The organism is Shewanella sp. TC10 (assembly GCF_009663145.1).
Classification (GTDB): Bacteria; Pseudomonadota; Gammaproteobacteria; order Enterobacterales; family Shewanellaceae; genus Shewanella.
On record NZ_VKHR01000049.1, the window covers coordinates 13852 to 40115 of the forward strand.

Below are 26264 nucleotides of genomic sequence, written 5' to 3' on the forward strand. Positions count from 1 at the left end.
ATTAGAAGTTATATATTGCTTCGATACCATAGGTACGAGGTTTATTTGGCATACGTGCTAAGTCTGTCACACCGTCACCAAAAAAGAAGATATCTTCGATTGTGCGTTCATCGGTAAGGTTATTAACATAAAGCTGTACTGTCCAATCGTCTGACTGTAAACCTACACCTGCATTGATTGAGGTAAATGTAGAGGAGGTGACATCAGGAATTTCAATATCAAAGTATTGTGGTCCTTGAACCTGAATATCAGCACGTGACACGATTGACCAGTTAGCACCTATTGGGAAAAAGTGATTAGCTGATAGACTGTAAGTATATTCAGGTACCCATACCTGCGAGTATCCCTCAAGTTCAGGTCTATCAGTGAACTCTTTAATCTCAGAGTCTATTAACCCTGCATTGAAACGTACGTCTAGGTTTTCAGTCGCAGCCCAACCTAATTCAACTTCAGCACCCTTAGTTAGTACATCGTCAATAGCTAAGTTTTCAAGCGTAAAGGTATCGACGTTAAACTGGGTGATTTGCGCATCAGATTGCGAAATCATGAATACCGCACCATTTAACGTGACTTTATTTGAGAATAATGTGGTTTTAAAACCAGCTTCATAACTGTCAGACACTTCTTGGTTAAAGACACGGTTAATGCCTTCTGCTGGCTCATTAAAGCCACCACTTCTAAACCCTCTTGAGTAACCTGTATAAAGCAATAAATCAGGGTTCATTTGGTAAGCCAAAGTAAACTTAGGCTGCCATTCGCTGAATGTGTCTTCGGCAAAGGTCTCTATCGGATTATTCGGATCATATGACTCACGTTTATCGTTGTCGTAACGAAGTGCAGCAGTTAACTCTAACTTTTCAGTGATGTCATAGTTAATTTGCCCAGATAAGGCCCATGCTTTACTGCTATTTCTATCCGCAATGGTCAGATAAATCATATCGTCGGTAAAATCATCTCTATCTAGAGGCACATCACCTAAAAAATCATCGAAGAAATTAATGGTGTTATCACGCTCTTTATCTTGATAAAAAGCCGATACGGCCCATCTGAGTCTTTGATCGCTTTGAGAAGTGAACCTTGACTCAACGGTTAACGATTTAACATCGTTTAACCCTTCTGTACCAAATGGCGCACGAAAGAAGTCATCTTCATCAATAAAGGTAGGATCTGCTGAATAATCGCCATCATAGAAGTGAGTATTTTCAGAGCTGCTATATGCAGTAATAAAGTCGAATGTACCTAAATCATATTGCTGAGTTAACTTTGCACTGACTTCATAAACATCACGTTGATCGTTATTGCGAATATTTTGTGACGTTGGAATATCGAAATCTTCAGAGGTATCCTCAGTTACGCCTTGGTAATAAGCAAAGCCTGCATCACTGGTGGTGTACCTGCCGCGAAGGTTTAAGGTAGTATCGTCAAATAAATCAAACTCAAGTTGACCAAAAACCGAGTCTTCAGAAAGATAATCAGCTTGTTCATCTAAAAAGACGTTATCAATCAAACCATCTGAAGTTTTGGTATAACCGCCAACACGGAAAAATGCACTACTGTCATCATTTAATGCGCCAGACACTACACCATTTAAGTTATAAGTGTTGCCATTACCGTAAGAGCCTTTTAGCGTACCTTCAATTTCATCTGTAGGTTTTTTAGTGGTGACAATCACTGCGCCGCCAATAGCCCCTTTACCGTATAACGCCCCTTGAGCGCCGCGCATGACTTCAATTCTTTCTATATCGACGAGATCTTGGTTGATAAACTCTAAATCAGGTGCGGTAACGCCATCAACAACAAACGCCAGTGGCGCATCTCCCACTTGTGGGGTAATAAGACCACGAATAGTAATTCTGGCTAAGCCTGGGCGGAAATTATCAAGCTGGCTTAAGTTAGGTGTTAAATCAGCCACATCACGAAAGTTTTCAATGCGCTGATTTTGGATCATGTCACCACTAAATGCAGTCACTGAGTCTGGAACGTTTTGTAAGGTTTCCACACGGCCACGGGCGCTAATCTCTATTCGCTCTATACCAGAATCTGCGCTAGGAGATTCTGGCTGATTGTCTTCAGCATAAGCAGAAGCAATGAGAGAAAAACTAATCGCAGAGGCTAATAGTGATTTTGCGAAAAATTGATTGCGGTTGATATTCATGTGGTTGCCCTCATAGGCTTATGTGCATATTTATGTAGATATTATGCATGTGTGTGATCCGTTATAACCATTGTGGCGCTTTGTTGAAAAATAATATTTTGTAATGCTATTTAAATGCAGTGAAAAATTATCGCTTTGAGATAAAACTAACGAAATTTTGCAACCAAATGAGGGATAATCCATTATAGGCAAGGTAAATATAGGCTTAGGTTTCTGAAAATGAAAAAGAAAGTAAAAATTGATAGCTACAATAAGAAAATTTTGGCCACACTTCACCTTGAAGGTGATCTTACGAATATTGAATTAGCCGAAAAAGTCAGCTTGTCACCCAGTGCGTGTTTTCAAAGAGTCAAAGCACTGAAAGAAGCCGGTTATTTTAGAACTTTTCACGCTGATGTGAATTTAGAACAAATTTGTGAACATGTAATGGCGTATGTCGAATTTACCTTACATGACAACAGTGCACCCTCTAGCCGCCGCTTTGTTAGCGCGATTCAAGAAATTCCAGAATTTATGGACTGCATGCAGTTAAGTGGTGATGTGGATTATATGTCCCTAAGTTGTTTTCCCAATATCAAAAAGCTCAATGACATTTGTACTGAACTATCAGATCGCCCAGAGTTAAGTATTAAAAACATCAAAACCCGTATCGTATTAGAGCGCAGTAAGTGGTTTTTAGGTTACCCATTAGGCAGCCTTAAATGGCTAGATGATAATACGCAAGAGAGCGAATCAGTTTAATCACTAGACTTTAATAGGCTTTATGTTGTCGTATGAATTAACGTCTACATCATCATTACCATAGTTATTCATCTTAGATTGTTTGCTATTTAAAACTGTCGCATGTTCTGGTCAGACTCTGGTTAGGTGTTATGGGGAAGAGTTTAATGGTTGGTTTAATAATGAGTGATGTGAGGAGTTAAATTTGATAGTGCTAATAGCTCTTTATACAGACTAATTTTTGGGTACTTGCTAGCTAAAGCGATAAACCATGACTAGCTATTCTAATAAAAAGACCTGTTATCAAAGTTGATAACAGGTCTTTTTAGCTGGCATTATTCATAGTGATTAAAACAGCCAGTATTTCTTAGTTAGAGTAAGTAAGAGTAAGTCAAAGTAAGCCAGATTAAGAACAAGTTAGTCATTAATAAAAACTAGCCATTACTAAAAGTATCTGCGCTACTTTGTTCTTGAGTAATATCTGCAGCAATGGTTTTCATGGCATTAGTGAGCGTTGTCAGCTGGGCTGAACTAATGGAATAAGGCGGCGTAATGTAGATAACATTGCCAAATGGTCTTATCCATACTCCTAGCTCTATAAAGGCTTGCTGCAATGCACCAGTATTAATGGCGCTGTCCATTTCGATAACGCCTACAGAGCCAAGCACTCGAACATTTTTGACATGTTCATACTCAATGGCTTCAGCTAGTTCGTGTTTCATCTGTGTTTCAATTTGGGTAACTTGTTGTTGCCAGTCACCGGATTGCAAAATCCGTAAACTGGCATCGGCAGCGGCGCAAGCTAATGGGTTCCCCATAAAGGTAGGGCCATGCATAAACACGCCTGCAGGAGAGTCGCTTATACCTTTAGCCACTTCATCACTGCAAATTGTTGCAGCAAGGCTGATGTATCCACCCGTTAAGGCTTTACCTAGGCACAAAATATCAGCCTCAATATTAGAGTACTCATAGGCAAACAGTTTACCGATACGGCCAAAGCCTGTGGCTATTTCATCTAAGATCAGTAGAACTTGGTATTTATCACATAGGGCTCGAAGAGCCACTAAATACTCAGCTGAGTAAAAGTGCATTCCGCCAGCAGCTTGCATAATAGGTTCAATAATAATGGCGGCAATCTTATGATGATTTGCTATTAATATCGCTTCTAATTCATCAGTATCACCACTGACTAACGCCTGGTTAAACTCTGACTGCGGTGCAGGGGCAAACAATTGCTCAGTTACTGCATCGCCGAACATTGTATGCATGCCGTTATCGGGATCGCACACACTCATAGCCGCAAACGTATCGCCATGATATCCACGTTTAACGGTGAGTAATTGTTGCTTTTGAGGTTTGTTTCTACCTTGCCAATATTGCATCGCCATTTTCATGGCAACTTCAACTGCAATGGAGCCTGAATCAGCAAGAAAAACTTTTGTCAGCTTAGGACTGGTCATATCCACTAAGCGCTTACATAAATTAACAGCTGGTGCGTGGGTGATGCCGCCAAACATGACATGACTTAACGTAGAAAGCTGATGCTGCATGGCATCGATTATTTCAGGGCGGTTATAGCCATGAATACAAGCCCACCAAGAACTTGTGCCATCAATCACGACTTGACCATCTGACAAGGTTAATTCGCAGCCATTTGCACTGTGAACACCAGTCACTTTAGCGGCGTTGCTCATAGATGTGTAAGGATGCCAGATATGTTGTTTGTCAAATTCAAAGTCGATGTTAGCGGTAGAATTTTGCAGATTTGTATTGTTCATATTTTAACCGTTAGTCAAGGTGTGGTGCTTGATAGCATTGACAGTTTAAACGCTGAAGGTATCCTAACCCAATATAAGGTGAATACAAAATGAATAAAAAAGGATTAACCATGTCATCGTCAGCGATCCGTCACGACTGGAGCAAAGCAGAAATAGAAGCGCTATTTGCTTTACCAATGAATGATTTACTGTTTAAAGCGCACAGTATTCACCGTGAAACGTTTGATCCTAACGAAGTGCAAATTAGTCGTTTATTATCGATTAAAACCGGCGCTTGTCCTGAAGATTGCAAATACTGTCCGCAAAGTGCTCGTTACGATACTGGTCTTGAAAAAGAGCGTTTGTTGGAAATTGAGAAAGTACTGACTGAAGCTAAAAGTGCCAAAGCTGCTGGAGCATCACGTTTTTGTATGGGCGCCGCTTGGCGTAACCCGCGTGAGCGCGATATGCCTTACTTAACTCAAATGGTTAAAGATGTGCGCGCTTTAGGCATGGAAACCTGCATGACCTTAGGCATGTTGTCATCAGAGCAAGCTGATGAGCTAGCCAGTGCAGGCCTTGATTACTATAACCATAACCTAGATACATCACCTGAATATTACGGTGATGTTATTACCACTCGCACTTATCAAAACCGTATTGATACCTTATCAAATGTACGTGCCTCAGGCATGAAGGTCTGTTCAGGCGGCATTGTAGGCATGGGCGAGAAAGCAACAGACCGAGCAGGTTTATTGCAACAGCTAGCCAACCTTGAACAACATCCTGATTCAGTACCTATCAATATGCTAGTTAAAGTGGCGGGTACACCATTTGAAAAAATTGATGATTTAGATCCGCTTGAATTTGTGCGCACTATTGCTGTTGCTCGTATTATCATGCCTAAATCTCGAGTTCGTTTATCTGCAGGTCGTGAAAACATGACCGATGAACTGCAATCAATGTGCTTCTTTGCAGGTGCAAACTCTATCTTCTATGGCTGCAAGTTACTGACTACGCCAAACCCTGAAGAAAACGATGATATGACTTTATTCAAACGTTTAGGGCTACATCCTGAGCAAGGGCCATCAGCTGATATCGAATCAGACAGTGCTTTACTTGCCAAAGCAAATGCCAAAAAAGATAAAGCCACTCAACAGTTCTTTGATGCAGGCGCAATTTAATCGTTAATAGGGTTTGATATGGCAAGTCATCCAATCTTAGATAAAATCAGCCAGCGAATGCAGCAGCTGAATAATGATGGCTTACTCAGAAAGCGTAAATTGTCTAATGACCATAGCAAATCAAACGTTATCGATTTTAGCCATAATGATTACCTTGGATTAGCTAGCGCCAATGAAATGGTTGATGCCCTTACACAAGGGGCAACAATCTATGGTGTAGGTAGTAAAGCCTCGCCTTTAGTTTCAGGTTATAGCCAAGCACATTTCCAATTAGAACAAAGTTTATGTGAACTCACAGGACATGAAGCAGGGCTACTTTTTTGTTCAGGCTTCAGCGCCAATCAAGCGTTAGTTAAAACCCTATTTGATTCAAACAATGTGGTGATTGCAGATAAGCTTATTCACGCATCAATCATTGATGGAGTAAGAGATAGTGGGGCAGTCTTTAAACGCTTTAAACATAACGATTTAGATCACGTGGAGAAGCTACTTGAACGTAATCCCGATAGCGTGGTTATTACCGAAAGTGTCTTCAGCATGGATGGTGATAAAGCGCCATTAAAGTCGTTACAGCTTTTGTGTCAGCAGTATAATAGTTTGCTCGTGGTTGATGATGCCCATGGATTTGGGGTCACGGCAACTCAAATGAATGGTAAGTTTTGCGATATTCAAGTGGTGACATTTGGTAAAGCACTTGGTTGTCAGGGCGCTGCCATATTAGGCCCCAAAGCAGTGATTGATTTTATGGTTGCTCAGTCTCGCCAATATATCTATTCAACAGCGTTATCGCCTGCCAGTGCATATTTGGCACTAGCCGCAGTAAAACTAACCCAAGAACAGCCACAAAGGCTTGCAGCTCTTAATGCCAATATTGCTGAATTTAGGCAGGCTTGTGGCAAAAATAATATTGAACTCACCGATTCAACCACTGCGATTCAACCTGTACTGATTGGTGATAGTAATAAGACAGTGTTAATTGCCAGCAAACTTTTTGATTTAGGCTTTGCTGTTGGAGCGATAAGGCCACCGACAGTTCCTGCAGGGCAAGCAAGGCTTCGCATTACAATTAACGCGCAGCATAGTAAGCATGATATTGCTGAATTAGTTTGTGTATTAGCTACCTTAATTTAATTTTAAGCATACTTTTATGATATAAGCATATTTCTATGATAAATGTATCGTTTCGAGAGCGTGAATGAACTCAAGTAATCCTGTGGCAGTTAAGTTTTCTCAGGCAGCGACAACCTATAAACAACATGATGTGTTGCAGCGGATCACCGCTGAAAAGTTATTAAGTAAAGCGGCGCTTAAAGGCAGTCTTATTGATATTGGCTGCGGCCCTGGCACTGATTTCACTGCGTACGGACAAGACATTACCAAAGTGACCGCGGTGGATTTATCAGAGCAAATGCTGGCAGTAGTAAACCAGTCTTTTCCTTCATACCTTACTATGTGCGCCGATGCCGCTAACTTACCTTTATCTCAGCAACAATTTGATGGACTATATTCAAATCTAGTATTGCAATGGTGCGGTGACTTAACGGCAGTATTTAACGAATTTCATCGAGTATTAAAACCTAAAGCCACATGCTTAATCAGTATTGTTACCAGTGGCAGTTTACCTGAGCTTGAAACATTGGGGTTAGGGCACAACGCTTTTCGAACCGTTGAACAAATAACAGCAGCAATCGATAGCCAATATTGGCAAGTTGATTCAGTTAATGAATGCAGTGAATCGCTCTATTTTAATGATTTACGAACGATGCTTTATTCAATAAAAGGTGTCGGAGCTTCTGTTAAGTCTCACCAAGAAAACTTGCATAGTTGCAGCTCAGATAAAAGCGGCTCGCATACAAACCGCACAGGATTAGAAAAGGTATCACTTCGTGGCCGTAAAGATTGGTTAGCATTAAAGCAACATGCTGAAACGATGCGACAGGTAGAAGGTATTCCACTGACATATCAAATTACCTATTTGCAGCTAACAAAAATATAGAAGGTTTATTGCAATGATTTATTTCGTCACAGGTACTGACACAGATAGCGGGAAAACTTTAATTTCGTCTGCGTTATTACATGCTGCAGAAGGCACTAAAATTGGCGTTAAGCCTATTGCTTCGGGTTGTGAGCAAACCGAAAATGGCCTGAGAAATAGCGATGCCTTGGCACTAATTGCAGAGTCAAATATTAAGCTTGATTATCAGCAAATCAACCCCGTTGCATTTAAGCCAGCTATTGCACCGCATATTGCGGCTAAGCAACAAGGGCTTGCGTTGACGGCACAAGGTGTAGTGGACTCCTTACCACTAACTGAGCTCAAAAATGCTGATTTTGGATTAATCGAAGGCGCTGGTGGCTGGCGTTTACCACTAGGCAATGGCGAGTACTTATCTGACAGTGTTAAATTGTTAGCAACACAACATCAAGTCGGTATTATTTTGGTGGTTGGCATGAAATTAGGTTGCCTTAATCATGCTTTATTAACCCAAGAAGCGATATTGGCTGATGGATTAACCATAGTGGGGTGGGTTGCGAATCAAGTGGATTCTGACATGGAATATCAAGATGAAAACCTCGCGACGTTAAAACAAATAATGACCTCTGAGTTTATGGGTTATGTCCCTCACTTATCTAACCCAACCGCAAAACAAGCTGCTCAATCTATTCGCTTTACTAGCGCATTAAAAGTAAATCGCATTCAAAGTAAATCACTTTTTTCATTTATTACTTTATATCCATAGGGCTTAAAACACCTGTTTGGTGTAAGCCTGCAACATGGGTATATATTTGGGTTGTTTTTACATCATTATGCCCAAGTAGTTCTTGTACGGTCCTTATATCATGACCACGTTTAAGTAGGTTGGTTGCAAAAGAATGCCTAAAGGTGTGAGCTGTCACCCGTTTGGTAATTGATGTTTTGCTAACCGCTTTTTGTAAAGCTTTTCTAAACGTTGTGGGATCAATGTGATGTCTGCAAATGTAGCCATCTACTGGGTGTAAAGTGCAGTGAATCGAGGGGAAAAGATATTGCCAATGTAATAGTTTGGCGTACGTGATTAAATTGCTTATTAATTAATTCATTTGCTACTTGAGGTAAAATGCACACCCGATCTTTTTTACCTTTTCCTCTGTAAATAAAAAGAGTTTGATTTTGAGTATCAATATCTTTTATGCGTAAGGTGAGAGCCTCAGTAAGCCGAAGCCCTGCACCATAAAGTAAGATCCCCAATAGCTTATATTTTCCAGTTAACCGTTCGATAATTAACTTCGCCTCTGAATCGTCAAGCACTTGGGGAATTCTGCTGGGTGGTTTTGCATAAGGGAATTGCAAATCATCGGTGTTAATTGCAAGTACATGTTTGAACGCAAAAACAAGTGCACATAGTGCTTGTTGTTGGGTACTGCTAGACACTTGTTTTTTGTTGGCAAGAAAAGTCAGAAATTGTTCAATATGTGATGGAGCAATTTGTTTGGCAGAGGAAAATTGAAAGTGTTTAATAAAGTATCGGTTCCAATACAAATATGATTTCTCTGTTTGGTAACTATAATGACGCACTCTTAATTGTTCTTTAATTGAGCCTAAATAACCAGTATTTTTCATAAGTTTGCCCGTTTAAATTTATAACTGTATGCATATACAGTTATAATGGTTTTAGGCTAAATGATGAATTGTTTGGTTGAAAATCATCCATAAGTTGTAGGTTTAATTAATGCTGATTTTTTGTAACATTATAATTATATTGGTATTTTTAAGATTTAAGTTTGAAAATATTTTTCAAATCCATTTTGCACGCTTTGTTTTGTCATTATTGAAATTTAAAGTGCTTTACATCAATAAGATAGCAAATGTAGGATGTTATTAATCAATAACTTAAACGGCCGACATTGAATGATACGCCGTTGAATAAGCTGTTATGTTTATCGGAGAGTTGCGTGATTAAATTAACAATTTTGTTGGTTCTAGTTTTATCTCCTCTTAAAAGTTTCGGTAAAGATTTAATCTGCCCTGAGCCTGTAAATGGTCCATGGGATAAAATGAAAGAAAGTGATTTTACAAAGGAATCTGCTCTCTCCCAACTTAGTGAATTGAAAAAGGTATACGAAATGGATCTGGAAGTAGCACCAGAATTTATACAGCAAAGTAATCTGATTTTCGAAGGTGCTCACTTGAGGCAAGAAGTATTAAATTCAATAAATGAGCCTAAATATAATACTCATGCTAAAAAGGCTTTTTGTGAATTCATGAAAAATCGAGCGTATTTGGTGCACTGATAAACATAACAAGCAAATTAACTAGGACTTAAAACAGTTTGTTGTTTTTCGTACCTCAAACATTTTAACAAACTATTTTAAGCCTGTTATTTGGGCGTTAGGTACCTTATCGTGGTCGAAGTTTTCAAATCCATGCCTCTACTATTGAAATTCATAACCGCGCATGGACTATTTTGCTTTCTGTTTTTTCTGTCGGCTGTTGTTCCTGGTTTCGATGTGAATTTCACCTATGAAGGCCAGCCTATGGGCTACGATGAAATTTGGCGAAATGGTTTGGGAGTTCACTTGATTTTAATAGGATCGCTTTTTCCTATTAGTGCAATTTTAATTTTAAAAAAATGGCAATATTGCCGCCAGTTTTATGCATTGGTTATTTTAGGAACTTTTATAATTCCAAACGTAAATGGCGATAGTTTTATCTATTTACCTTTTGCTTTAATAATGCCATGTTTGCTTATTGCTTACCTCTTTAAGTACGGCAAAGCCAAAGTGTACTTCGGTACCTAACAAGCTAATTAACAGGACAAAAAATAGTTGGTTTTGCTCCTGCGTCGCTTATTTTAACCAACTGTTTTTTGCCCATTATTAGGGCGTTATATGCCTGAATAATTGGGAGTGTTATTTGAGACCTGTGAAATTAATGAAGCTATATATTAAAGCCAAATGGGTTTGGCCTATAAGAGTATTTTGCTTATTAATATCAGCTCCGTTTTTGCACAAAGTTTATATTGCGTTTTCAACGGGTATAGCTGAATCGAGTAGATATACTTCTGTGCAAGGTGAGGATTGGGGCTTTTATGCTTTTGTATTTAAATATATGGCTTTTGCATTTTTATTTATCTGGCTGGGGACATTTGGCACAAATGAAAAACGTGTTGAAGGCGTCATATAACAAGAATTTAAAGCGGGACTGCTAACAGTTTGCTTGGTTTCGCTACGCTACACAATTTTAGCAAACTATTATCAGCCCCTTAAATGGGCGTTAGGTTACTAAGGAAAGTTATGCGTAAATTTCTAGCTTCATTACTTGCCATATTAGGTTTAGGGACTGTAGTTGCATCTGAGTTGACACCAAATATTGATGGGAATACCAAAACTATAAATGCACTAATTAAAGCGGGTTCAGATCCCAACAAGGCACATCCATTAGAGCACCACTTTTATTGTTATTCTGAGGAATGTTTAAATTCCTTAATGACTAAAGGTAAGTTAAAAGGGTATCTAGTCGCAAATACTGGCAATAATATTCACGAGGGTACTAAGTATTGGTATGGTGACTTAATTAAAGAAACTGTCTTGGATCTAAAAATTATTAATGAAGAAAACATTACTATGCTTAAGTTAGCTAACGAATTTAGTGCAGATTATGACGGTTGGGGAACACCAGTGGTAAAGTAACCTAACAAGAATTTAAAGCGGGACTGCTAACAGTTTGCTCGATTCCGCTTCGCTACACATTTTAGCAAACAATTATCAGCCCCTTAAATGGGCGTTAAATGTATAAATTTACGGAGATATAAATTGAGTTATCCAAGAAGTAGGCTTGATATTATTAATATTTTTTGCACTCTAATTATCGTAATAACTACATGTATATCTTCTTACTTTAGTTTTCAGTCAGTTCAATTAGCCACAAAGAATTCGCGTATTGCTGAGTCACAGGAAGATAGAGAGCAACGACAAGAAATGTACCAGTTATTGAAGTTAGCTCATGATGTATATAAAACAAAGCAAGATCAAGAGTCTTCAAACTAATTCAAGCTATACATTTAACAAAGCCTTTAAACGGAACAAAAAAACAGCTGGTTATGTTTCGTGCCTCAACAAGTTTAACCAGCTATTTTTGTCCGCTTAAGGCGGCGTTATATTTTATGAAAACGTTTAGCTCTATGACTCGAAAAAATATCGCAGCAAGTTTGATAGCACCTTTAGCTATAATCCCTGCTATTTTAGTCTTTATGTTAATAGCCTTCCTATTCAGTAATAATCATAATGCGAAATGGTTCGAGGGCTTAACATTTTTTATAGTGTTAGGTTTATATATGGCTTACCCTATAACTATATTTTTCGGTTCCAGTTCGGTACTAGTGTTAAAGTATTTTGATCAATTCACTTTGGTTAATACACTCATTATTGCAGTAATATTGGCTACATTGGTTTCAGCTGTTCTGGTACCGGTATTTAAAACGTGGATATTTATATCGTATTTATCATTGTCTATTTCTTGTGCCTACTGGTACGTGTTTCACCGAGTCGCCAATAAAATATAACAAGCTGTTCAACAGGACAAATTACAGTTGGCTTTTGCTCCTGCGTCGCTTATTTTAGCCAACAATAATTTGCCCATTAACAGGGCGTTATGAGGTGTCATGGATTGCGTAACTATAATTCCCTTTTGTTATTGTCCGGGCTGTTAATTCCTACGTTTTTGCTAATTGCTAAAGCCAGCATGTCACCACTCACATTATTGTTATGGCCCACTTGGTTTTTTCTTATCGGTTTGGGCGGGCAAATCAATGGAATAGGTGATTACGTATATATTGGTATTGTTATTTTACTTAATGGTGTTTTCTATGTAATTTGTGGGAATATATTGAGGTTTCTTTATTTGAGGTTTGTTGGGTCTCAAGAAAAGTAGCACACACCTCATAACAAGACGATACAGGAAAGACTCGTCACGGCTTGCTCGAGTTCGTTCCTCACTGATTGTAGCAAGCCTAAACTCGCTTCTGAACGAGGCGTTATATGTATTTTCAGTTTTGGTGAATATTGCAAATAAAGAGGGAGCTTTAACTTTGTTTCATAAACCTAGAAAAATTTATGTTAATAGCTCATTGCTATTACCATTAAAATTATTGCTTTTTTATTTGCTCTATATGGTTTGATTGATATCTACAATATTCTAGATTCAGGGAACGCAAAAGATCGGTGGGGTAATATCAGCACCTATAAAAGTGAGCCATTTAGTTACATCACTACTCTTTTAGTTAGCGTTACTATTTTTAGTGTTGGCTTTGTTTTATGCTTTTGGGGACTTAGTGCTAGTAAAGATAAGCCGCAAGCTGAAAACGTAGATAAATAATACATATAACAAATAAGGATAGGCCGCGCGTAGCCGCGTCCTTATCCCAAGTGTACTCTCAGTTATGAATCATAAGCCCGAGTGATACCTTTATAGTGTCCTCTATGTTACGGGAGTCCGGCGTAAGAACTTACGCTTTTTCGATGTATGCTGAGCAGTTACATTTTTTACTAGCCGCATCGATCCCTTAGTATCGTCAGCTAATTTCCTTATCTCAATTTATCAATACCTTAGCGCCTCCTTATACTTGTATTGTTCCGCATCTTAAGTGTTATTTTTTACCCTTCCGCTTAAACAGTGGCGTTAGCTGTCGTTGTTTTTTGCCTAAAAATGCTTGTCGGTCGCGGATGCACTTTCTCATCCCTTCGTTGCCAGCAACCCATAAATACCATCGGTTGTTGGCAACAGGGACAAGGTCGGACTGCTTGAGTTTTAGTGGTGTTTTCGAGCGGCGAAAACACGGTACCAGCAACGGCTAACATCAAGCGTATTCGTTGCCGTAGCCTGGCAGCACTTCCTCTGAGTATTCCACTCTCATTGTTAAGAGTCTCTCACTCGCCGTAAGCCTTTCGGCAGCAAATGTTGCAGTACCAACCATAGAAATTCGACAGTGGGTAAAGTACGTATTTCAGTGGCTTGGGTTTGGCTATTTTGCCCATGGTTTTCAAGATAGGCGAAGCTCACTTGGCCATCGATATTGCTGACGATATTTTTATCGGGTAATACGCCACGATAAAGGTATCGCGACAGGTACTTTAGTGCAGACAGCCCTTTGCCAACGTGTTGACAGTCAACCACCCACTTGCAGTGAAATCGCTTCACCGAGGCGCAATTCCATACTGTATAAGGTGTGAAAGCACACTTGATATCGAAGCTTATGAGTAAGACTAATAACGATAGAGACTTCTGCGGGCGTAAGAATATCAGGCAGTCTATTGATTTGTGGCGGCTTAACAATAAATATTAAGCCACTGCCAGTGCTGGGTCAGGACATGTCGATAGACCTATTTACAAGTAATTGAGCAACCCATTACGGTCAAGTTTCACGGTGCTCCATGAATGTGACTCAATCAAACTGGCAAAGTAGCGCTTCAAATCATCGATTGAAAGGTTATCAGGATATGCATCGAAATCAGCACTAATACGCCTGATAGCGCAGCTTCGTTCAACAAGAGCATTAATGATAAATCACAATCAATACGAATTATCGTACAGCTTATAATCTGCATATTAGTTCTGAACTGTAATTTCATTACATCATCTATTGGTAATACTTTCGCAAACAAATTGGTAATAACACCTTGTAAATTTGGAATAGAGCTGAGTCACTGACTTAGTTTGTTCTGTTATTTGGTAATGTTGTCATACCCATTGGTAGTGAATATAAAAACTATTCAACAATAATAGCTCGAGTTTTCTTTAAGTTATTGTTTATCAATTTATTTTTATTGTGTAAAAAATGCATCAAGCCACTACGTTAGTCTTTTTAATGTCATTGTTACTACCAATTTTTGTTTTTGGTAATGCTTGCGGCACTATTTTGGTTGACAATGATGTGTTGTGGTGGTTATATTTTGTTTAATAAAAAGTTACAGATGTGAGTAGATTGTTAAGTATGTGGTTGTGTTGGGTAGGGTGCGTGTGATTCTGTGCGTAACAATTAGTCATAGCTCTTTGAGCATATACAACAAAGAGATCGTAAATTATTAAGGATTCCAATATCAACACATATAACTCTTACCGACATATTCAAAAGAAAATGTGTGACGTTTTCACTGTGCTAGTTTTTGCTTTAGCTGTTTTTAGCGCATCACTCAATGCTCAGGAAATTGAGGAGAATACGCTTATTCCTAAGTCACACACTAGCCTTGCTGAAGGTGTTTTACTGGGGGATTTGTCAACACTCGATCCGCTTAAAAAGCCAGGTGAAAATTTTGACTTACTCGATTGGTCGTTAACGTTGCCAACCGATCTCAACGAAGATAAAAAAGCGGATACCGTCTATGAGAAATCATTAGGTAAAGGCTTTAACTTAAAGCCATTTTTTTATACAGCAGATGATGGTGGCTTGGTATTCGCTTGCCCAAACGTAGGTGCCAAGACCTCAAAAAATACAAAATATGCGAGAACCGAACTACGCGAAATGCTACGTAGAGGTAATGTTCGAATTAAAACCCGTGGCCTGACTAAAAATAACTGGGTTTTCAGCAATGCGCATGGATCGGCGAAAGCTAAGTCTGGGGGTGTTGAAGGCAGTTTGGAAGGGACCTTGGCAATAAACCGAGTATCTACCACAGGTGATAAAAAAAAGGTTGGACGCGTGGTCATCGGGCAAATTCACGCGACGGATGACGAACCTATCCGTTTATATTACCGAAAATTACCAGCCAACTCGAAAGGGGCTATTTATTTTGCCCATGAAATCAATGATGGTGATGATATTTGGATAAATATGATTGGCTCACGTTCACATACTTTGTCAGACCCTGATGACGGCATCGCCTTAAACGAAAAATTCTCTTATAAAATTTCAGTCGAAGATGAAGTGTTGTTCGTCACTATAATCAGGGAAGGTAAGCCTAATATTACTAAGTACTACGATATGAAAGATAGTGGTTACAGTGCTAGTAACCAGTATATGTACTTTAAAGCGGGTGTTTATAACCAAAACAATGGCGGCGCCGAAGGTGATTATGTGCAAGCCACTTTTTATCATATCCACAACATGCATAAAGGTTATAAGTTTTAGCGCAGTTAACACATCAATTTAAAATTCGTAACTCGTAATTCGTAACTACAATTATTGGTTATATTTTTATTTAAATTAATAGGTTAAAACTTTTGTTTGGGTTTCGTCTGTTGAAATTAATAACTCTAATTTAAATATAAGAATTTAATGGCAGTAACCTGATTGCAATAATAAATATAAGAACTTAATGGCAGTAATCTGCTTGCAATAATAAATATAAGAATTTAATGGCAGTAACCTGCTAGCAATAAAAAATATACCAATATATGGCATTAACATGCTTATTAAAATACTAAGGGGAAGTAAGGTATGTCGACGAAAATAAGTAAAAAAACAAAACCCATCCATAAAATAGGGAAGTTCAAGCTTTCACCTATAGCAAAATGGATGAAGCTTGCTGCATTTACTTCTGTAACCAGTTCTTTTGCATTTTCGGCATTAGCACAAGAAGCAGAAACTGAAAATCTAGATAAAGTTGATAATGATATAGAAGTTGTTGTAGTTACTGGCACACGTAGAACAATTCAAGACCAAATTGCAATAAAGCGTGACTCTACCACGGTTGTTGACGGTTTATCTGCTTCAGATATTGGTGATTTACCTGCACTTTCAATTGGTGAGGCGCTAGAAACATTAACGGGTGCATCATCTCACCGTGAAAATGGTGGTGCTACTGAAATCAGTATTCGTGGTTTAGGCCCATTCTTAAGTGCCACTAACATCAATGGCCGTGAAGCGACCAATGGTAGTGGTGACCGTTCAGTTAACTTTTCTCAGTTCCCATCAGAGTTGATGCAGAAAGTAGCTATTTATAAAACACAAGACGCTTCCATGATTGAAGGTGGGGTTGCCGGTGTTATTACCCTGGAGACACTTAAGCCTTTAGATTTTGGTAAGCAACGTTTTCAGGCTGAAGTGAAAGCTAACTACAACCCAGACCAAGCAAACGTTGAAAATTCACTTCAAGATGATTTGGGCTACCGTGGAACACTAAGTTATGTTGATCAATTTGAGTTTGATAACGGTCAAGCATTTGGTTTGAGTGTGGGTTTTCAGCGTCAAGATATTAGCCAGCCAGAAGCTGAATATAGAAGCTCAAGCCCAACGGGTTCATCTTTGTGGGCATGTTTGAATGATCCAACCGATACCAATACAGGCTTTTTCCGCAGTGAAGCGGGCGATTGTGAGGATGAAATTGTTGGCTCGAATAACCAAGGTTATAATAATAATGTTGATCCAGATACTGGTCTTGCAGTAGATGATGGCAGAGAATACGCATGGACTGGCTCAAGCCGAAGCTTCCGTCAAAATGAAACATCTGATGAAAGAGACGCTTTATTCTTTGCTCTACAATACCAACCCTCAAATAAATGGGATATCAATTTTGACGCGCAAATTTCAGATCGTACCCAAGCAGAAGCGCGTCATGATTTAATTTTCTTACAAAAGCGCGTTACACCGGGTGTAACGGGACAAAATCTGATCACAAACGATGTTGGCGGTATTCTACATTGGGAAGGTGAAGAACGTATTGAATCTGCGGGCGAGCAATTTTCGCGTGAAGAAAATTATCGTGGATATGGCTTGAACGTTGAACATTTTTTCTCTGATGATCTAAAGATTAGTCTTGACCTTGGCTATTCTAAAACTAGCCGTGAAGAACTACAAATAACAAACCGAGGAAGAACGAGCTCTCGTCCTTTCTTTTCTTGGGATTTAGGTGAACATATTCCTCATTTCACAGTGACTGATTTTGATGTGACTGATATTTCCAATTTTACTGATAGCCTTCGTACTCGTATCGACAGAGAAAATGTCCGCGACAACGAAATTATGGGGGCACGCCTTGATATTGATTATATTCTAGACGGTGATTTTTTCAGTAGCGTTCAAGCTGGTGTTCGTGTTTCTGAGCTAACGTTTGTTCAATTTGGTGGCACGAACGGTAATGGCTCAAGAACGACATATAATTTAGATGAATCTGCAACATCGGCCATCGATGTACTTGAAGGTTGCCAAATAGCCTTCCCTGAGACTGATTTTTTATCTAGTGTTTCCGACGGTGATATTATCACCCATGTTGACAGTTCAGGTAATGTTGTAGAGAGCGGTACAGGCGCTTCATGGGCAACTTACAATAACGAGTGTTTCTCTCAAGCAGTAGCAGCATCACAAGGCGGCGAATTCGCATACCCAGAGGTTACATACGAGAATGCGGGTACTATTGACGTAACAGAAGAAACTACCTCTGCTTACGCCATGCTTAATTACGACACTGAAATGTTTGGTAAATTTATTCGTGGTAACTTTGGTGTTCGTGTAGTGAACTCAGACATTACCTCTATTGGCTTTAGAGAAGGTTTCGACGTTGTCACTGATCCGGCGACAGGTATCGTCGAATTAGTACCAGACGGAAGTATTGAAAAGATTGTTGGTGGTGGTGATTACACTGAAGTACTACCAAGCTTTAACTTAGTCGTTGATTATAGTGACGATATTCTCCTAAGGGCCGGTATTTACCGAGGTATGTCACGTGCAGATCCATCTGATCTAGGTTATAGCCGCACATTCGTAACCGATGACTCGGATGACCCTGAATCAGTTGAAGATTTGTTGGTTGGTGTTAATGGTTCAGGTAATCCTGATCTTCAGCCATTAATGTCATGGAACTATGACGCAGCTTTTGAATGGTATCCAAGCGATGACTCTATGGTAGCGTTAGGTGTTTACTACAAGCAATTCAATGGCGGTTACCAACAGCAAACACAGTTAGAGAATTTTATCGTTGACGGTGTGGAAGTTTCTTTACCTATTACTAATTCAGTCACTACTGACGAAAATAGTGACCTTTATGGTTTTGAAGCGACATTCTCGTATCGTTGGGATTTAGGCATTGGTGTGAAGCTTGGTTATAACTATGCAGATACAACCTATGAGTTTGAAGATAGTAACTACGGTAGTACCTTTACTACTGATTTAGATGGTGTTGCTATTCAGGATACCGTAGGTATTGTTCCTCCTGCCTCAGTACCTGGGTTTTCTGAGCATGTATTCAATGGACAGGTTTACTATCAAATAGGCGGTTTTGATACTGCTCTTATCTACAAGTATCGTAGTGAATACTTCCAACCATACACTTCTAACGGCACAAGACTGCGTTATGTTGATGAGGCAGGTATTTGGGAAGCTCGTGCAGCTTACAAAATCAATCAACACGTTCGTATTAAAGTTTCAGCAATTAACTTGTTCAGTGAGCCTCGCAGTGATGACTTCTATACCCAAGGTAACTTAGGTCAAGTAAGTGATTACGGTCCTCGCCTGTTCGCAGGTGTCAGCTTTAAGTACTAGCCAAGTCTAGTACTTAAATAAAACAAGCTAAATTTGGAAAAAGAATCTTTTTGGAGTCATAAAAATGAATAATAAATCCTTTATACCGCTCATCATTGCGACAGGTCTATTAGGTTGTGGCGGTGATGACGGTGCTGAACTAGATGGAAATACTCGCGGTAGTATAGCAATAACCGGAAGCAATTTTATCGCTGGCGAAACAATCTCTGCAGCAGCTACTGATGCTGACGGAATTATAGCTGATACACTTACTTACGTATGGTCAACAGGTGTTATTGGAACATCCATCACCATTACTGAAGCTGATGAAGGTTCAGTCATTTCTGTTTCTGCTAATTATACTGATGAAGCAGGTTTTACCGAAGGTGTTGGTGCATCTACACCTGTTATCAACCCAACCTTAAATGTTTCAGCTAGCATTATTAAGGGCCCTATTGATGGTGCAACTTGTGACATATTTAAAGTTGATGATAGTGGTGCTGCGGTTCTTCCTGCACAAGCTGCTGCAACCTCTGATGTTTCAGGTGGTGTTTCATTTAGCGACGTACACTTCGAAGGTACAGGTTTAATTACATGTATTGGCGGTACTTATGCAGATGAATCAACAGGTTTAACCTTAGATGCTCCTCAACTAAGATCTGTAGTGAATGTAGTTGAAAATATAGTTCAGACTGATGAAAATGGTGTGGAAACTATACTACCACCACCTACCTATGTTGTTACTCCTTTAACCGAAATGGCTGTTCAAAACGCGGGTAGTGATTTAAACCAGTTTGCTGACGAAGCTGAAATAATTAATGCTCGTTTTGGTATTCGTTTTGATACAACAGAAGTGCTTCCTACTTTAGTTGGTATTGTTGAACTTGGTGCTGATGGTGCTGAAGATGCTGATAGATATGGTTCTGTGCTAGCGCTACTATCACAAGTTGATGCAGACAACGCAGACGCAGATTTATCTACCGTTATGCAAGATCTTGCTAGTGACGTCGCTGATGGTTCTTTTTCTGAAGAGTCTTTAGATACACTTGAGACAGCACAAATTAATTTGCAAACTACTTCACAAGTTGCTGATTCAGTTGATGAAGCGTTACTTGACGTCATTGGCGCGGCTGTGGGTTATAACAATGACCCTGTTGCTGCAATCATTGAAGGTGAATTTGGTGGTACTGTTCAAAATACTGCTACGGATCCATTAACTGGTTCATTAACCATTATTGATCCAAACTTTGAAGAAGATGCTTTTGTTGCGCAAACTGATGTGGCACTTGATTATGGTACATTTAGTATCAGCGCTAACGGTAGCTGGTCGTACACAGTTAATACTGCAAACGAAACTGTGGCTAGCCTTGAGTTAGGTAATTCTGTGAATGATTCAATCACTATTGTTTCTATTGATGGTACCACTGCTGAAATTAATATTCGTGTTGCTTCGCTTACTCAGGTTGTAAAAATAAGCGATACAGGCGGCGATACGGGTGAGATTAGATTTAGCGTTGATAACCTTCGTCAAGGTAAGCTGAGTGCATCTTTCACTAAAGAGGTTGCTCTTGGTAGTGATGGAAATAATAAAGATGCTTATATTACGCTTTATGGTTCATCTGGTAGTTCTAGTGAATCGTTAATAGATTTACGTATTCAAGGAAGTCAAACTGGAGACGACGGTACTATAATTGATCCACGTTTCTTTGTTCGAAATACTGACAGTGACGCTTACCCTGGAGATTTAATCACTGCACCATTTGTTGAAGACCAGTTTTATGATGTAGAAATCACATGGGACTTAGACGCAACAGAACAAATTACCGTGACTATTGATGGTGAAGTGATTGGTGGTGGTTCTTTCTCTACTGCCGCGGTTGTTGACTCTGATTATACAGGCTTAGACCAGTGGTTCGCTGATGGTGTGAAAGCTATCCAATTTAGATTCGGTGATAATGATAGAACGATTCCTTTTGGTTCTTTTTATGTTGATAACATTGAGGTATTTTCTGATACAGCTGGCACAACAAGTATATTTTCAGATGACTTTGAAGTTTATGATACAGGCGAAACTTTAGATGGTACAGACAGCAAGTATGGCTTAGCTATTTACTCAGAAGTTATCGTATTTGATGTAGGCGATGGCACAGAAGAAAATACGCCAGCAGTATTTTTTGATTTAACTGGAAGAATTGCTGCTAATGAAGCAACGTTAACAGGCGCTGTAAGTGTACTTGACCCAGATGATGGCGAAGATTCTATTGTTCAGTCAACCTTAACGGGTATGTACGGTACATTATCAATATTAGATGATGGCTCATGGACTTATACCCTTGATACCACGGATCCCACTATTGCTGCGCTTGTTGTGGGGGAAAGTGAACTCGATACATTTACGATTGAATCTTTTGATGGCACTACCGCTGAATTAGCAATCACAATTACTGGCACAGTTGTTGTTGCTACTGGAGATAATAATGTCGCTAGAATGGCTGATACCTCAACAGACGCTGATGCTGAATTACGTTTAACAACGGCTCCTCTTGCTGAAGGCTCTATTTCTGCAACCATTAAGCTACAAGCAATTGCTGGCTTTACTGCTACAGATGGTGTTTCTGAAGATAATACTGCTTATATTAGTGTCTACGGAGGCTCTGCTTCTTCAAGTAACTTAACGGGTGAAATTGTCTTTACTAATGATGGTACTGTTAAATACCGTGATGCAAATAAAGATCAGCAAATCATTGATGGCTTAACCTATACAGATGATACTGATATTGATGTAGTGCTTGAATGGACTGCAACAGGTTATTCTGTGTCAATTGATGGTGGCACAACGTTCTACGGTCCTTATGTTGCAATTAATACGGGTACCGCAACAGAAACCTATCAAATCCGTATTGGTAGCTCTTCGAAAGAGTCAGCAAAAGAATTACTCGCTGATGACATCGTCATTGCTGATGATACAGATTCGGCAATTCTATCTGAAGACTTCGAGATGTTTGCTGAAGGTGAAGATTTAAGCACGACTTACTCAAGCTCTGCTGAAGCAACCGTTAAGACCATAGCGGGAAGTAGTGTAAATAAACTTGCCAGAATGGCTGATACAACAACAGACGCTGATGCTGAATTACGCTTAACAACGGCGGCACTTGCTGAAGGCTCTATTTCTGCAACCGTTAAACTACAAGCAATTGCTGGCTTTACAGCTACAGATGGTGTTTCTGAAGATAATACTGCTTATATTAGTGTTTACGGAGGCTCTGCTTCTTCAAGTAACTTAACGGGCGAAATTGTCTTAAGTAATGATGGCAGCGTTAAATACCGTGATGCAAATAAAGATCAGCAAATCATTGATGGCTTAACGTATACAGATGATACTGATATTAATGTAGTGCTTGAATGGACTGCGACAGGTTATTCTGTGTCAATTGATGGTGGCACAACGTTCTACGGCCCTTATGTTGCCATTAATACGGGTACCGCAACAGAAACGTACCAAATCCGTATTGGTAGCTCTTCGAAAGAGTCAGCAAAAGAGTTATTAGCTGATGATATCGTTATTGATGATGCAACAGATACGGCGGTTCTATCTGAGGACTTCGAAAGTTATGCTGTGGGTTACGATCTCAGTACGACTTACTCTAGTTCTGCCGAAGCAACAGTGCAATAAGGTTATTCAAGTTGCAGTTGTAAATTAATGTTTTAAACAATGTGTTAAAAATGCCGCTTATTGATAGCGGCATTTTTTATTCTTATTTTGTATAAATGGCCAACAATTCGCTGCAAAAACAACCTTGAAAGATCAATAGGCCCTAGGAAATATGCTAAAAATGGAAGTTAGAGAAGCCACTGTTCGAGATTTTGATTCGATTTGGCCAGTATTTCGCGAGATTGCTAAAGCAGGTGAAACTTATGCTTTTCGAACAAATATCACTAAAGCAGAAGCCTTCAATATTTGGGTTGAATCAGCGCTGAAGACATTTGTGTTTGAAATAGATGGTGAAGTGTTAGGCACTTATTATCTTAAAACTAATCAAGCTGGCCCTGGTCAGCATGTTTGTAATTGTGGTTATATGGTCTCTGCTTCAGCTCGTGGTAAAGGACATGCCACTGCGATGTGTGAACATTCACAAGTCGTAGCAAAAGAGCTAGGTTACAAGGCGATGCAATTTAACTTTGTCGCCTCAACGAATGAAGGTGCTGTTCGTTTATGGCAAAAGCTTGGTTACGACACCGTTGGACGTCTGCCGAAAGCTTTTAATCATCCTGTAATAGGTTTTGTTGATGCTTTTGTCATGTATAAGTGGCTTTGAGCGTAGTAAAACATAAAGTCACCATTATGCTGAGTTAAATAGATTCAATATTAAGGAGCATATCTTGAGGTTATCGTTAGTTAGTATCCCTGTGAAAGATTCAATTGAAGCTCATGAAATTTACACATCAAAGCTCGGATTTATTACTAAAGAATTTAATCCAGAACATCATTTAGCCATCGTTGTTTCTACTGAAGAACCTCTTGGTGTGTCGTTCTTATTGGAGCCTTGTGAGGGTTCTTTTGCAGAAAATTATCAAGCTTCAGCGTACAAGGCTAATCTTCCGATTATGGTGTTTTCAACGCATAACGTAAAAGCTGAGTTAAAACGTTTACAAGGGCTTGGTGTAAAGTTACGTCCAGACCTAAATAACCCTGAATGGGGGTTAATCAATATGTTCGAGGATGGTTGCGGAAATATACTTATGCTGGAAGAAAAATCTAACTGACAAGCAGTTTCCAACTGGTTAGGAGAACGAATGTTGTTAAAGTTTGAGGTATTTGGAAAAGCTATGTCTGTTAAACGAGTCGACAATGAATGGCATTTATTTATAGATTCAAATACTGGCCTTCGTACTCGAGTTTATGATGTTGTGATCCCAAATGAATTGTTAGAAAGTGAGCTTGCTCGGTATTTAGGTGACATCTTTCATGAAAGTGCTAGGGGCGATAACACAGAGGTTGTTCGGTTAAATTAAACCTCGTTCAACTTTAATCAGTTCACTTTTTTATCTTAAACATTTTTCAGCGCTAATTTTTTCAAATAACTCCTAATAACTTCAAATAACCTCAAGTAATAGCAATACCGATTTCGTTATGAAATCGAGCTTTTTATACACGTTTTTAATCGAAATACATCATATTCAGCTATCCTATATTCAACTTTAAACAGATTAAACCAAGCTGATTGAGTCTGATAAACCTCATTTTTTATCGTTTATAACTTATACAAACCTTTGCTTGCTGTGTTAGATAATTGAACATACACTGTTATTAAAGTGTAACTTCAATATCTTGCTGTTTTCTAGTGTTTTTATGTATAAAAAAACAGCAAAGCTATCGCGCTCACCATAAAGGATTAGGTATAGATATGACCACGTTTTTCACACCTTCAGCATTATCGTTAGCAGTCATTATCGCCGCGGCATCCTTATCAGGCTGTGACAAGCCAGAGCCCAAAATCACCCCTAAACTCGTGGTGGTTGAAAAAGTAAATACTGCCACTGTGCCTTTATTTGGTAACTATGTTGGCGTAACCCAAGCGTCATTAGATGTAGAGGTAAGGGCGCGAGTTGATGGCTTTGTTCAAGATAAAAGCTTTATTGAAGGAAGTGCCATTAAAGAAGGCGCATTGTTATACAGTATTGATAACCGTCCTTATTTAGCTGTGGTTAACAGGCTAAAAGCCAATGTTGAATCCCAGCAATCTGTGCTTGATAAATCTAAGCGTGACGTTGAACGCTTAAAACCGTTATATGAACAAGACGCGACCAGTCAGCTTGATTTTGACAATGCGATTTCAGTTCTTTCACAAGCAAGATCGAGCCTTGCAGCCAGTAAAGCAGAGTTAGAAGAAGCAGAGCTTGAATTGAGTTATACCCAAATAACCTCGCCAATATCGGGCCTTGTGAGTCGTTCGGAAGTTGATATCGGTGCTTTAGTTGGCAGTAGCGGACAGTCACTATTAACCCGCGTGAAGCAGGTCGACCCTATTTACGTGACCTTTAATATGTCTGCACTGGATTATCTTAATGCAAGGCGTCGTATGACAAGCCATAGCGAGCAGCAAGAGGCAGAAGCAGAAGGCAAGGCGGTTGAAGGTTTTGTCACCATTACACTGCCTGATAATAGTGAATACCGTTATTTAGGTGATGTTGGTTTTACTGATCCATCGGTTAACCCTGAAACGGGTACATTCCAAGTGAGGGCTGAATTACCTAACCCTGATAGAGAGTTGCTTCCAGGCCAATATACCAATGTGCGTATTAAACTTAATGAAGTTAATAATGCCATTGTGATCCCACAAAAAGCCACGCAAGTTGAGCAAGGTGGGGTATATGTCATGGTTGTACTGCCTGATAATAAAGTGGAGCGGCGCTTTATTGTCATTGAGCATCAAGGCAATATGGGTGTTGTGGTTAAAAGTGGCTTGAAAGCCGGAGAATTGGTGATTGTAGAAGGTATGCACCGAGTTCGACATGGTCAATTAGCTGAGCCATTAACTGCTGAAGAATACCTTAAAAAAGAAGATGCAATTTCTAAAGAACAAGCGCTTAAGCAACAGGAGCAAGAACAAGAACAGGAGCAAAAATAATGGCTCAGTTCTTTGTTAATCGACCTGTCTACGCTTGTGTAATTTCAATTGTCATCGTGCTGCTTGGCTTAATTGCCATGTTTCAGTTACCGATTGATCAATACCCATACATTACACCTCCTCAGGTAAAAGTGTCAGCATCGTATCCAGGTGCGACTTCAACTACCGCAGCAGAATCGGTGGCTACGCCGCTTGAGCAAGAGCTTAATGGCTTGCCGAACATGATTTACATGAGTTCAAAAAGCACTAACTCAGGTAGTGCGAATGTCACGATTACATTTGATGTGGGAACAAACCCCGATCTTGCTGCCGTTGATGTTCAAAACTCAACTCAGCAAGCAACGGGCAGTTTACCCATTGATGTGCAAACCGATACACCTTCGGTTTGC

At 39.4% G+C, this 26264-nt stretch carries 21 protein-coding genes and 1 pseudogene; 17 read left to right on the forward strand and 5 right to left on the reverse strand.

Annotated features, from left to right (window positions below; all coding sequences use genetic code 11):
• Nucleotide 1 precedes the first annotated feature (1 nt).
• Nucleotides 2-2155 carry a TonB-dependent receptor gene (locus tag FNZ24_RS15800; protein ID WP_153915701.1) on the reverse strand — a complete coding sequence of 718 codons (2154 nt, stop codon included), beginning with the start codon at nt 2153-2155 and terminating at the stop codon, nt 2-4.
• A gap of 219 nt (nt 2156-2374) precedes the next feature.
• Between FNZ24_RS15800 and FNZ24_RS15805 the strand changes: the two genes are divergently transcribed.
• A complete protein-coding gene (locus FNZ24_RS15805; RefSeq protein ID WP_153915702.1) occupies nt 2375-2896 on the forward strand; it encodes an Lrp/AsnC family transcriptional regulator in 522 nt (173 codons plus the stop codon).
• Nucleotides 2897-3309: 413 nt separating this feature from the next.
• Here the strand turns inward: FNZ24_RS15805 and bioA are convergent, their stop codons facing one another.
• Nucleotides 3310-4653 (reverse strand): adenosylmethionine--8-amino-7-oxononanoate transaminase, encoded by a 1344-nt coding sequence (bioA, locus tag FNZ24_RS15810; RefSeq protein WP_153915704.1) that lies wholly within the window; start codon nt 4651-4653, stop codon nt 3310-3312.
• Between the two features lie 110 nt (nt 4654-4763).
• Between bioA and bioB the strand changes: the two genes are divergently transcribed.
• The 4 genes from bioB to bioD all read left to right on the forward strand — a co-directional run bounded on the left by bioB (nt 4764) and on the right by bioD (nt 8557).
• Entirely contained in the window at nt 4764-5816 is a 1053-nt protein-coding gene (gene bioB, locus FNZ24_RS15815) for a biotin synthase BioB (protein ID WP_153915733.1), read from the forward strand.
• Between the two features lie 18 nt (nt 5817-5834).
• Nucleotides 5835-6947: an 8-amino-7-oxononanoate synthase gene (locus FNZ24_RS15820; protein WP_194945077.1), complete on the forward strand. Its 1113-nt coding sequence runs from the start codon at nt 5835-5837 to the stop codon at nt 6945-6947.
• 64 nt (nt 6948-7011) lie between these two features.
• On the forward strand, nt 7012-7812 hold the full coding sequence (locus FNZ24_RS15825) for a methyltransferase domain-containing protein (RefSeq protein WP_153915706.1): 801 nt from the start codon (nt 7012-7014) through the stop codon (nt 7810-7812).
• A 16-nt stretch (nt 7813-7828) separates the two neighbouring features.
• Nucleotides 7829-8557, forward strand: coding sequence for a dethiobiotin synthase (gene bioD, locus FNZ24_RS15830; RefSeq protein ID WP_194945080.1), 729 nt, complete (start codon nt 7829-7831; stop codon nt 8555-8557).
• Here the strand turns inward: bioD and FNZ24_RS21900 are convergent.
• Nucleotides 8541-8885, reverse strand: coding sequence for a tyrosine-type recombinase/integrase (locus FNZ24_RS21900; RefSeq protein ID WP_153915737.1), 345 nt, complete (start codon nt 8883-8885; stop codon nt 8541-8543). The two genes, bioD and FNZ24_RS21900, sit on opposite strands and share 17 nt — an antisense overlap.
• Complete coding sequence (locus FNZ24_RS15840) at nt 8776-9417, reverse strand: phage integrase N-terminal SAM-like domain-containing protein (protein WP_153915711.1); 642 nt, start codon at nt 9415-9417, stop codon at nt 8776-8778. The genes FNZ24_RS21900 and FNZ24_RS15840 overlap by 110 nt, the downstream gene beginning before the upstream one ends.
• Nucleotides 9418-9749: 332 nt before the next feature.
• Between FNZ24_RS15840 and FNZ24_RS15845 the strand changes: the two genes are divergently transcribed.
• From FNZ24_RS15845 to FNZ24_RS15860, 4 genes are all read left to right on the forward strand, one after another.
• Nucleotides 9750-10088: a hypothetical protein gene (locus FNZ24_RS15845; RefSeq protein ID WP_153915713.1), complete on the forward strand. Its 339-nt coding sequence runs from the start codon at nt 9750-9752 to the stop codon at nt 10086-10088.
• A gap of 111 nt (nt 10089-10199) precedes the next feature.
• On the forward strand, nt 10200-10595 hold the full coding sequence (locus FNZ24_RS15850) for a hypothetical protein (protein ID WP_153915715.1): 396 nt from the start codon (nt 10200-10202) through the stop codon (nt 10593-10595).
• A 115-nt stretch (nt 10596-10710) separates the two neighbouring features.
• Nucleotides 10711-10980, forward strand: coding sequence for a hypothetical protein (locus tag FNZ24_RS15855; RefSeq protein ID WP_228768440.1), 270 nt, complete (start codon nt 10711-10713; stop codon nt 10978-10980).
• A 110-nt stretch (nt 10981-11090) separates the two neighbouring features.
• On the forward strand, nt 11091-11486 hold the full coding sequence (locus FNZ24_RS15860; RefSeq protein WP_194945078.1) for a ribonuclease E inhibitor RraB: 396 nt from the start codon (nt 11091-11093) through the stop codon (nt 11484-11486).
• A 1974-nt stretch (nt 11487-13460) separates the two neighbouring features.
• Here the strand turns inward: FNZ24_RS15860 and FNZ24_RS15865 are convergent.
• A pseudogene (locus tag FNZ24_RS15865) lies at nt 13461-13974 on the reverse strand (transposase); the annotation flags it as partial.
• Nucleotides 13975-14929: 955 nt separating this feature from the next.
• On the opposite strand from FNZ24_RS15865, the gene FNZ24_RS15870 reads away from it, so the two are divergent.
• The 8 genes from FNZ24_RS15870 to FNZ24_RS15905 all read left to right on the forward strand — a co-directional run.
• Nucleotides 14930-15919: a polysaccharide lyase family 7 protein gene (locus tag FNZ24_RS15870; protein ID WP_153915719.1), complete on the forward strand. Its 990-nt coding sequence runs from the start codon at nt 14930-14932 to the stop codon at nt 15917-15919.
• Nucleotides 15920-16228: 309 nt separating this feature from the next.
• A complete protein-coding gene (locus FNZ24_RS15875) occupies nt 16229-19267 on the forward strand; it encodes a TonB-dependent receptor (protein ID WP_153915721.1) in 3039 nt (1012 codons plus the stop codon).
• A 64-nt stretch (nt 19268-19331) separates the two neighbouring features.
• The gene (locus FNZ24_RS15880) at nt 19332-22919 is read left to right on the forward strand and encodes a VCBS domain-containing protein (protein WP_153915723.1); all 3588 of its coding nucleotides are present in this window, start codon (nt 19332-19334) and stop codon (nt 22917-22919) included.
• A 160-nt stretch (nt 22920-23079) separates the two neighbouring features.
• Complete coding sequence (locus tag FNZ24_RS15885; protein ID WP_153915725.1) at nt 23080-23562, forward strand: GNAT family N-acetyltransferase; 483 nt, start codon at nt 23080-23082, stop codon at nt 23560-23562.
• Nucleotides 23563-23626: 64 nt separating this feature from the next.
• Nucleotides 23627-24010 carry a VOC family protein gene (locus tag FNZ24_RS15890; protein WP_153915727.1) on the forward strand — a complete coding sequence of 128 codons (384 nt, stop codon included), beginning with the start codon at nt 23627-23629 and terminating at the stop codon, nt 24008-24010.
• Between the two features lie 63 nt (nt 24011-24073).
• Nucleotides 24074-24259 carry a DUF7661 family protein gene (locus FNZ24_RS15895; RefSeq protein ID WP_228768515.1) on the forward strand — a complete coding sequence of 62 codons (186 nt, stop codon included), beginning with the start codon at nt 24074-24076 and terminating at the stop codon, nt 24257-24259.
• A 392-nt stretch (nt 24260-24651) separates the two neighbouring features.
• The gene (locus tag FNZ24_RS15900) at nt 24652-25875 is read left to right on the forward strand and encodes an efflux RND transporter periplasmic adaptor subunit (protein WP_153915731.1); all 1224 of its coding nucleotides are present in this window, start codon (nt 24652-24654) and stop codon (nt 25873-25875) included.
• The coding region (locus FNZ24_RS15905; protein ID WP_194945079.1) for an efflux RND transporter permease subunit at nt 25875-26264 on the forward strand (390 nt) is incomplete at its 3' end. The genes FNZ24_RS15900 and FNZ24_RS15905, both read left to right, overlap by 1 nt.

Excerpts from the sequence above, each read along its gene's own strand:
- FNZ24_RS15800 (WP_153915701.1), bottom strand. The coding sequence starts at position 2,155 with ATGAATATCAACCGCAATCAATTTTTCGCAAAATCACTATTAGCCTCT.
- FNZ24_RS15805 (WP_153915702.1), top strand. The coding sequence starts at position 2,375 with ATGAAAAAGAAAGTAAAAATTGATAGCTACAATAAGAAAATTTTGGCC.
- bioA (WP_153915704.1), bottom strand. The coding sequence starts at position 4,653 with ATGAACAATACAAATCTGCAAAATTCTACCGCTAACATCGACTTTGAA.
- bioB (WP_153915733.1), top strand. The coding sequence starts at position 4,764 with ATGTCATCGTCAGCGATCCGTCACGACTGGAGCAAAGCAGAAATAGAA.
- FNZ24_RS15820 (WP_194945077.1), top strand. The coding sequence starts at position 5,835 with ATGGCAAGTCATCCAATCTTAGATAAAATCAGCCAGCGAATGCAGCAG.
- FNZ24_RS15825 (WP_153915706.1), top strand. The coding sequence starts at position 7,012 with ATGAACTCAAGTAATCCTGTGGCAGTTAAGTTTTCTCAGGCAGCGACA.
- FNZ24_RS15840 (WP_153915711.1), bottom strand. The coding sequence starts at position 9,417 with ATGAAAAATACTGGTTATTTAGGCTCAATTAAAGAACAATTAAGAGTG.
- FNZ24_RS15860 (WP_194945078.1), top strand. The coding sequence starts at position 11,091 with ATGCGTAAATTTCTAGCTTCATTACTTGCCATATTAGGTTTAGGGACT.
- FNZ24_RS15870 (WP_153915719.1), top strand. The coding sequence starts at position 14,930 with ATGTGTGACGTTTTCACTGTGCTAGTTTTTGCTTTAGCTGTTTTTAGC.
- FNZ24_RS15875 (WP_153915721.1), top strand. The coding sequence starts at position 16,229 with ATGTCGACGAAAATAAGTAAAAAAACAAAACCCATCCATAAAATAGGG.
- FNZ24_RS15880 (WP_153915723.1), top strand. The coding sequence starts at position 19,332 with ATGAATAATAAATCCTTTATACCGCTCATCATTGCGACAGGTCTATTA.
- FNZ24_RS15885 (WP_153915725.1), top strand. The coding sequence starts at position 23,080 with ATGGAAGTTAGAGAAGCCACTGTTCGAGATTTTGATTCGATTTGGCCA.
- FNZ24_RS15895 (WP_228768515.1), top strand. The coding sequence starts at position 24,074 with ATGTCTGTTAAACGAGTCGACAATGAATGGCATTTATTTATAGATTCA.
- FNZ24_RS15900 (WP_153915731.1), top strand. The coding sequence starts at position 24,652 with ATGACCACGTTTTTCACACCTTCAGCATTATCGTTAGCAGTCATTATC.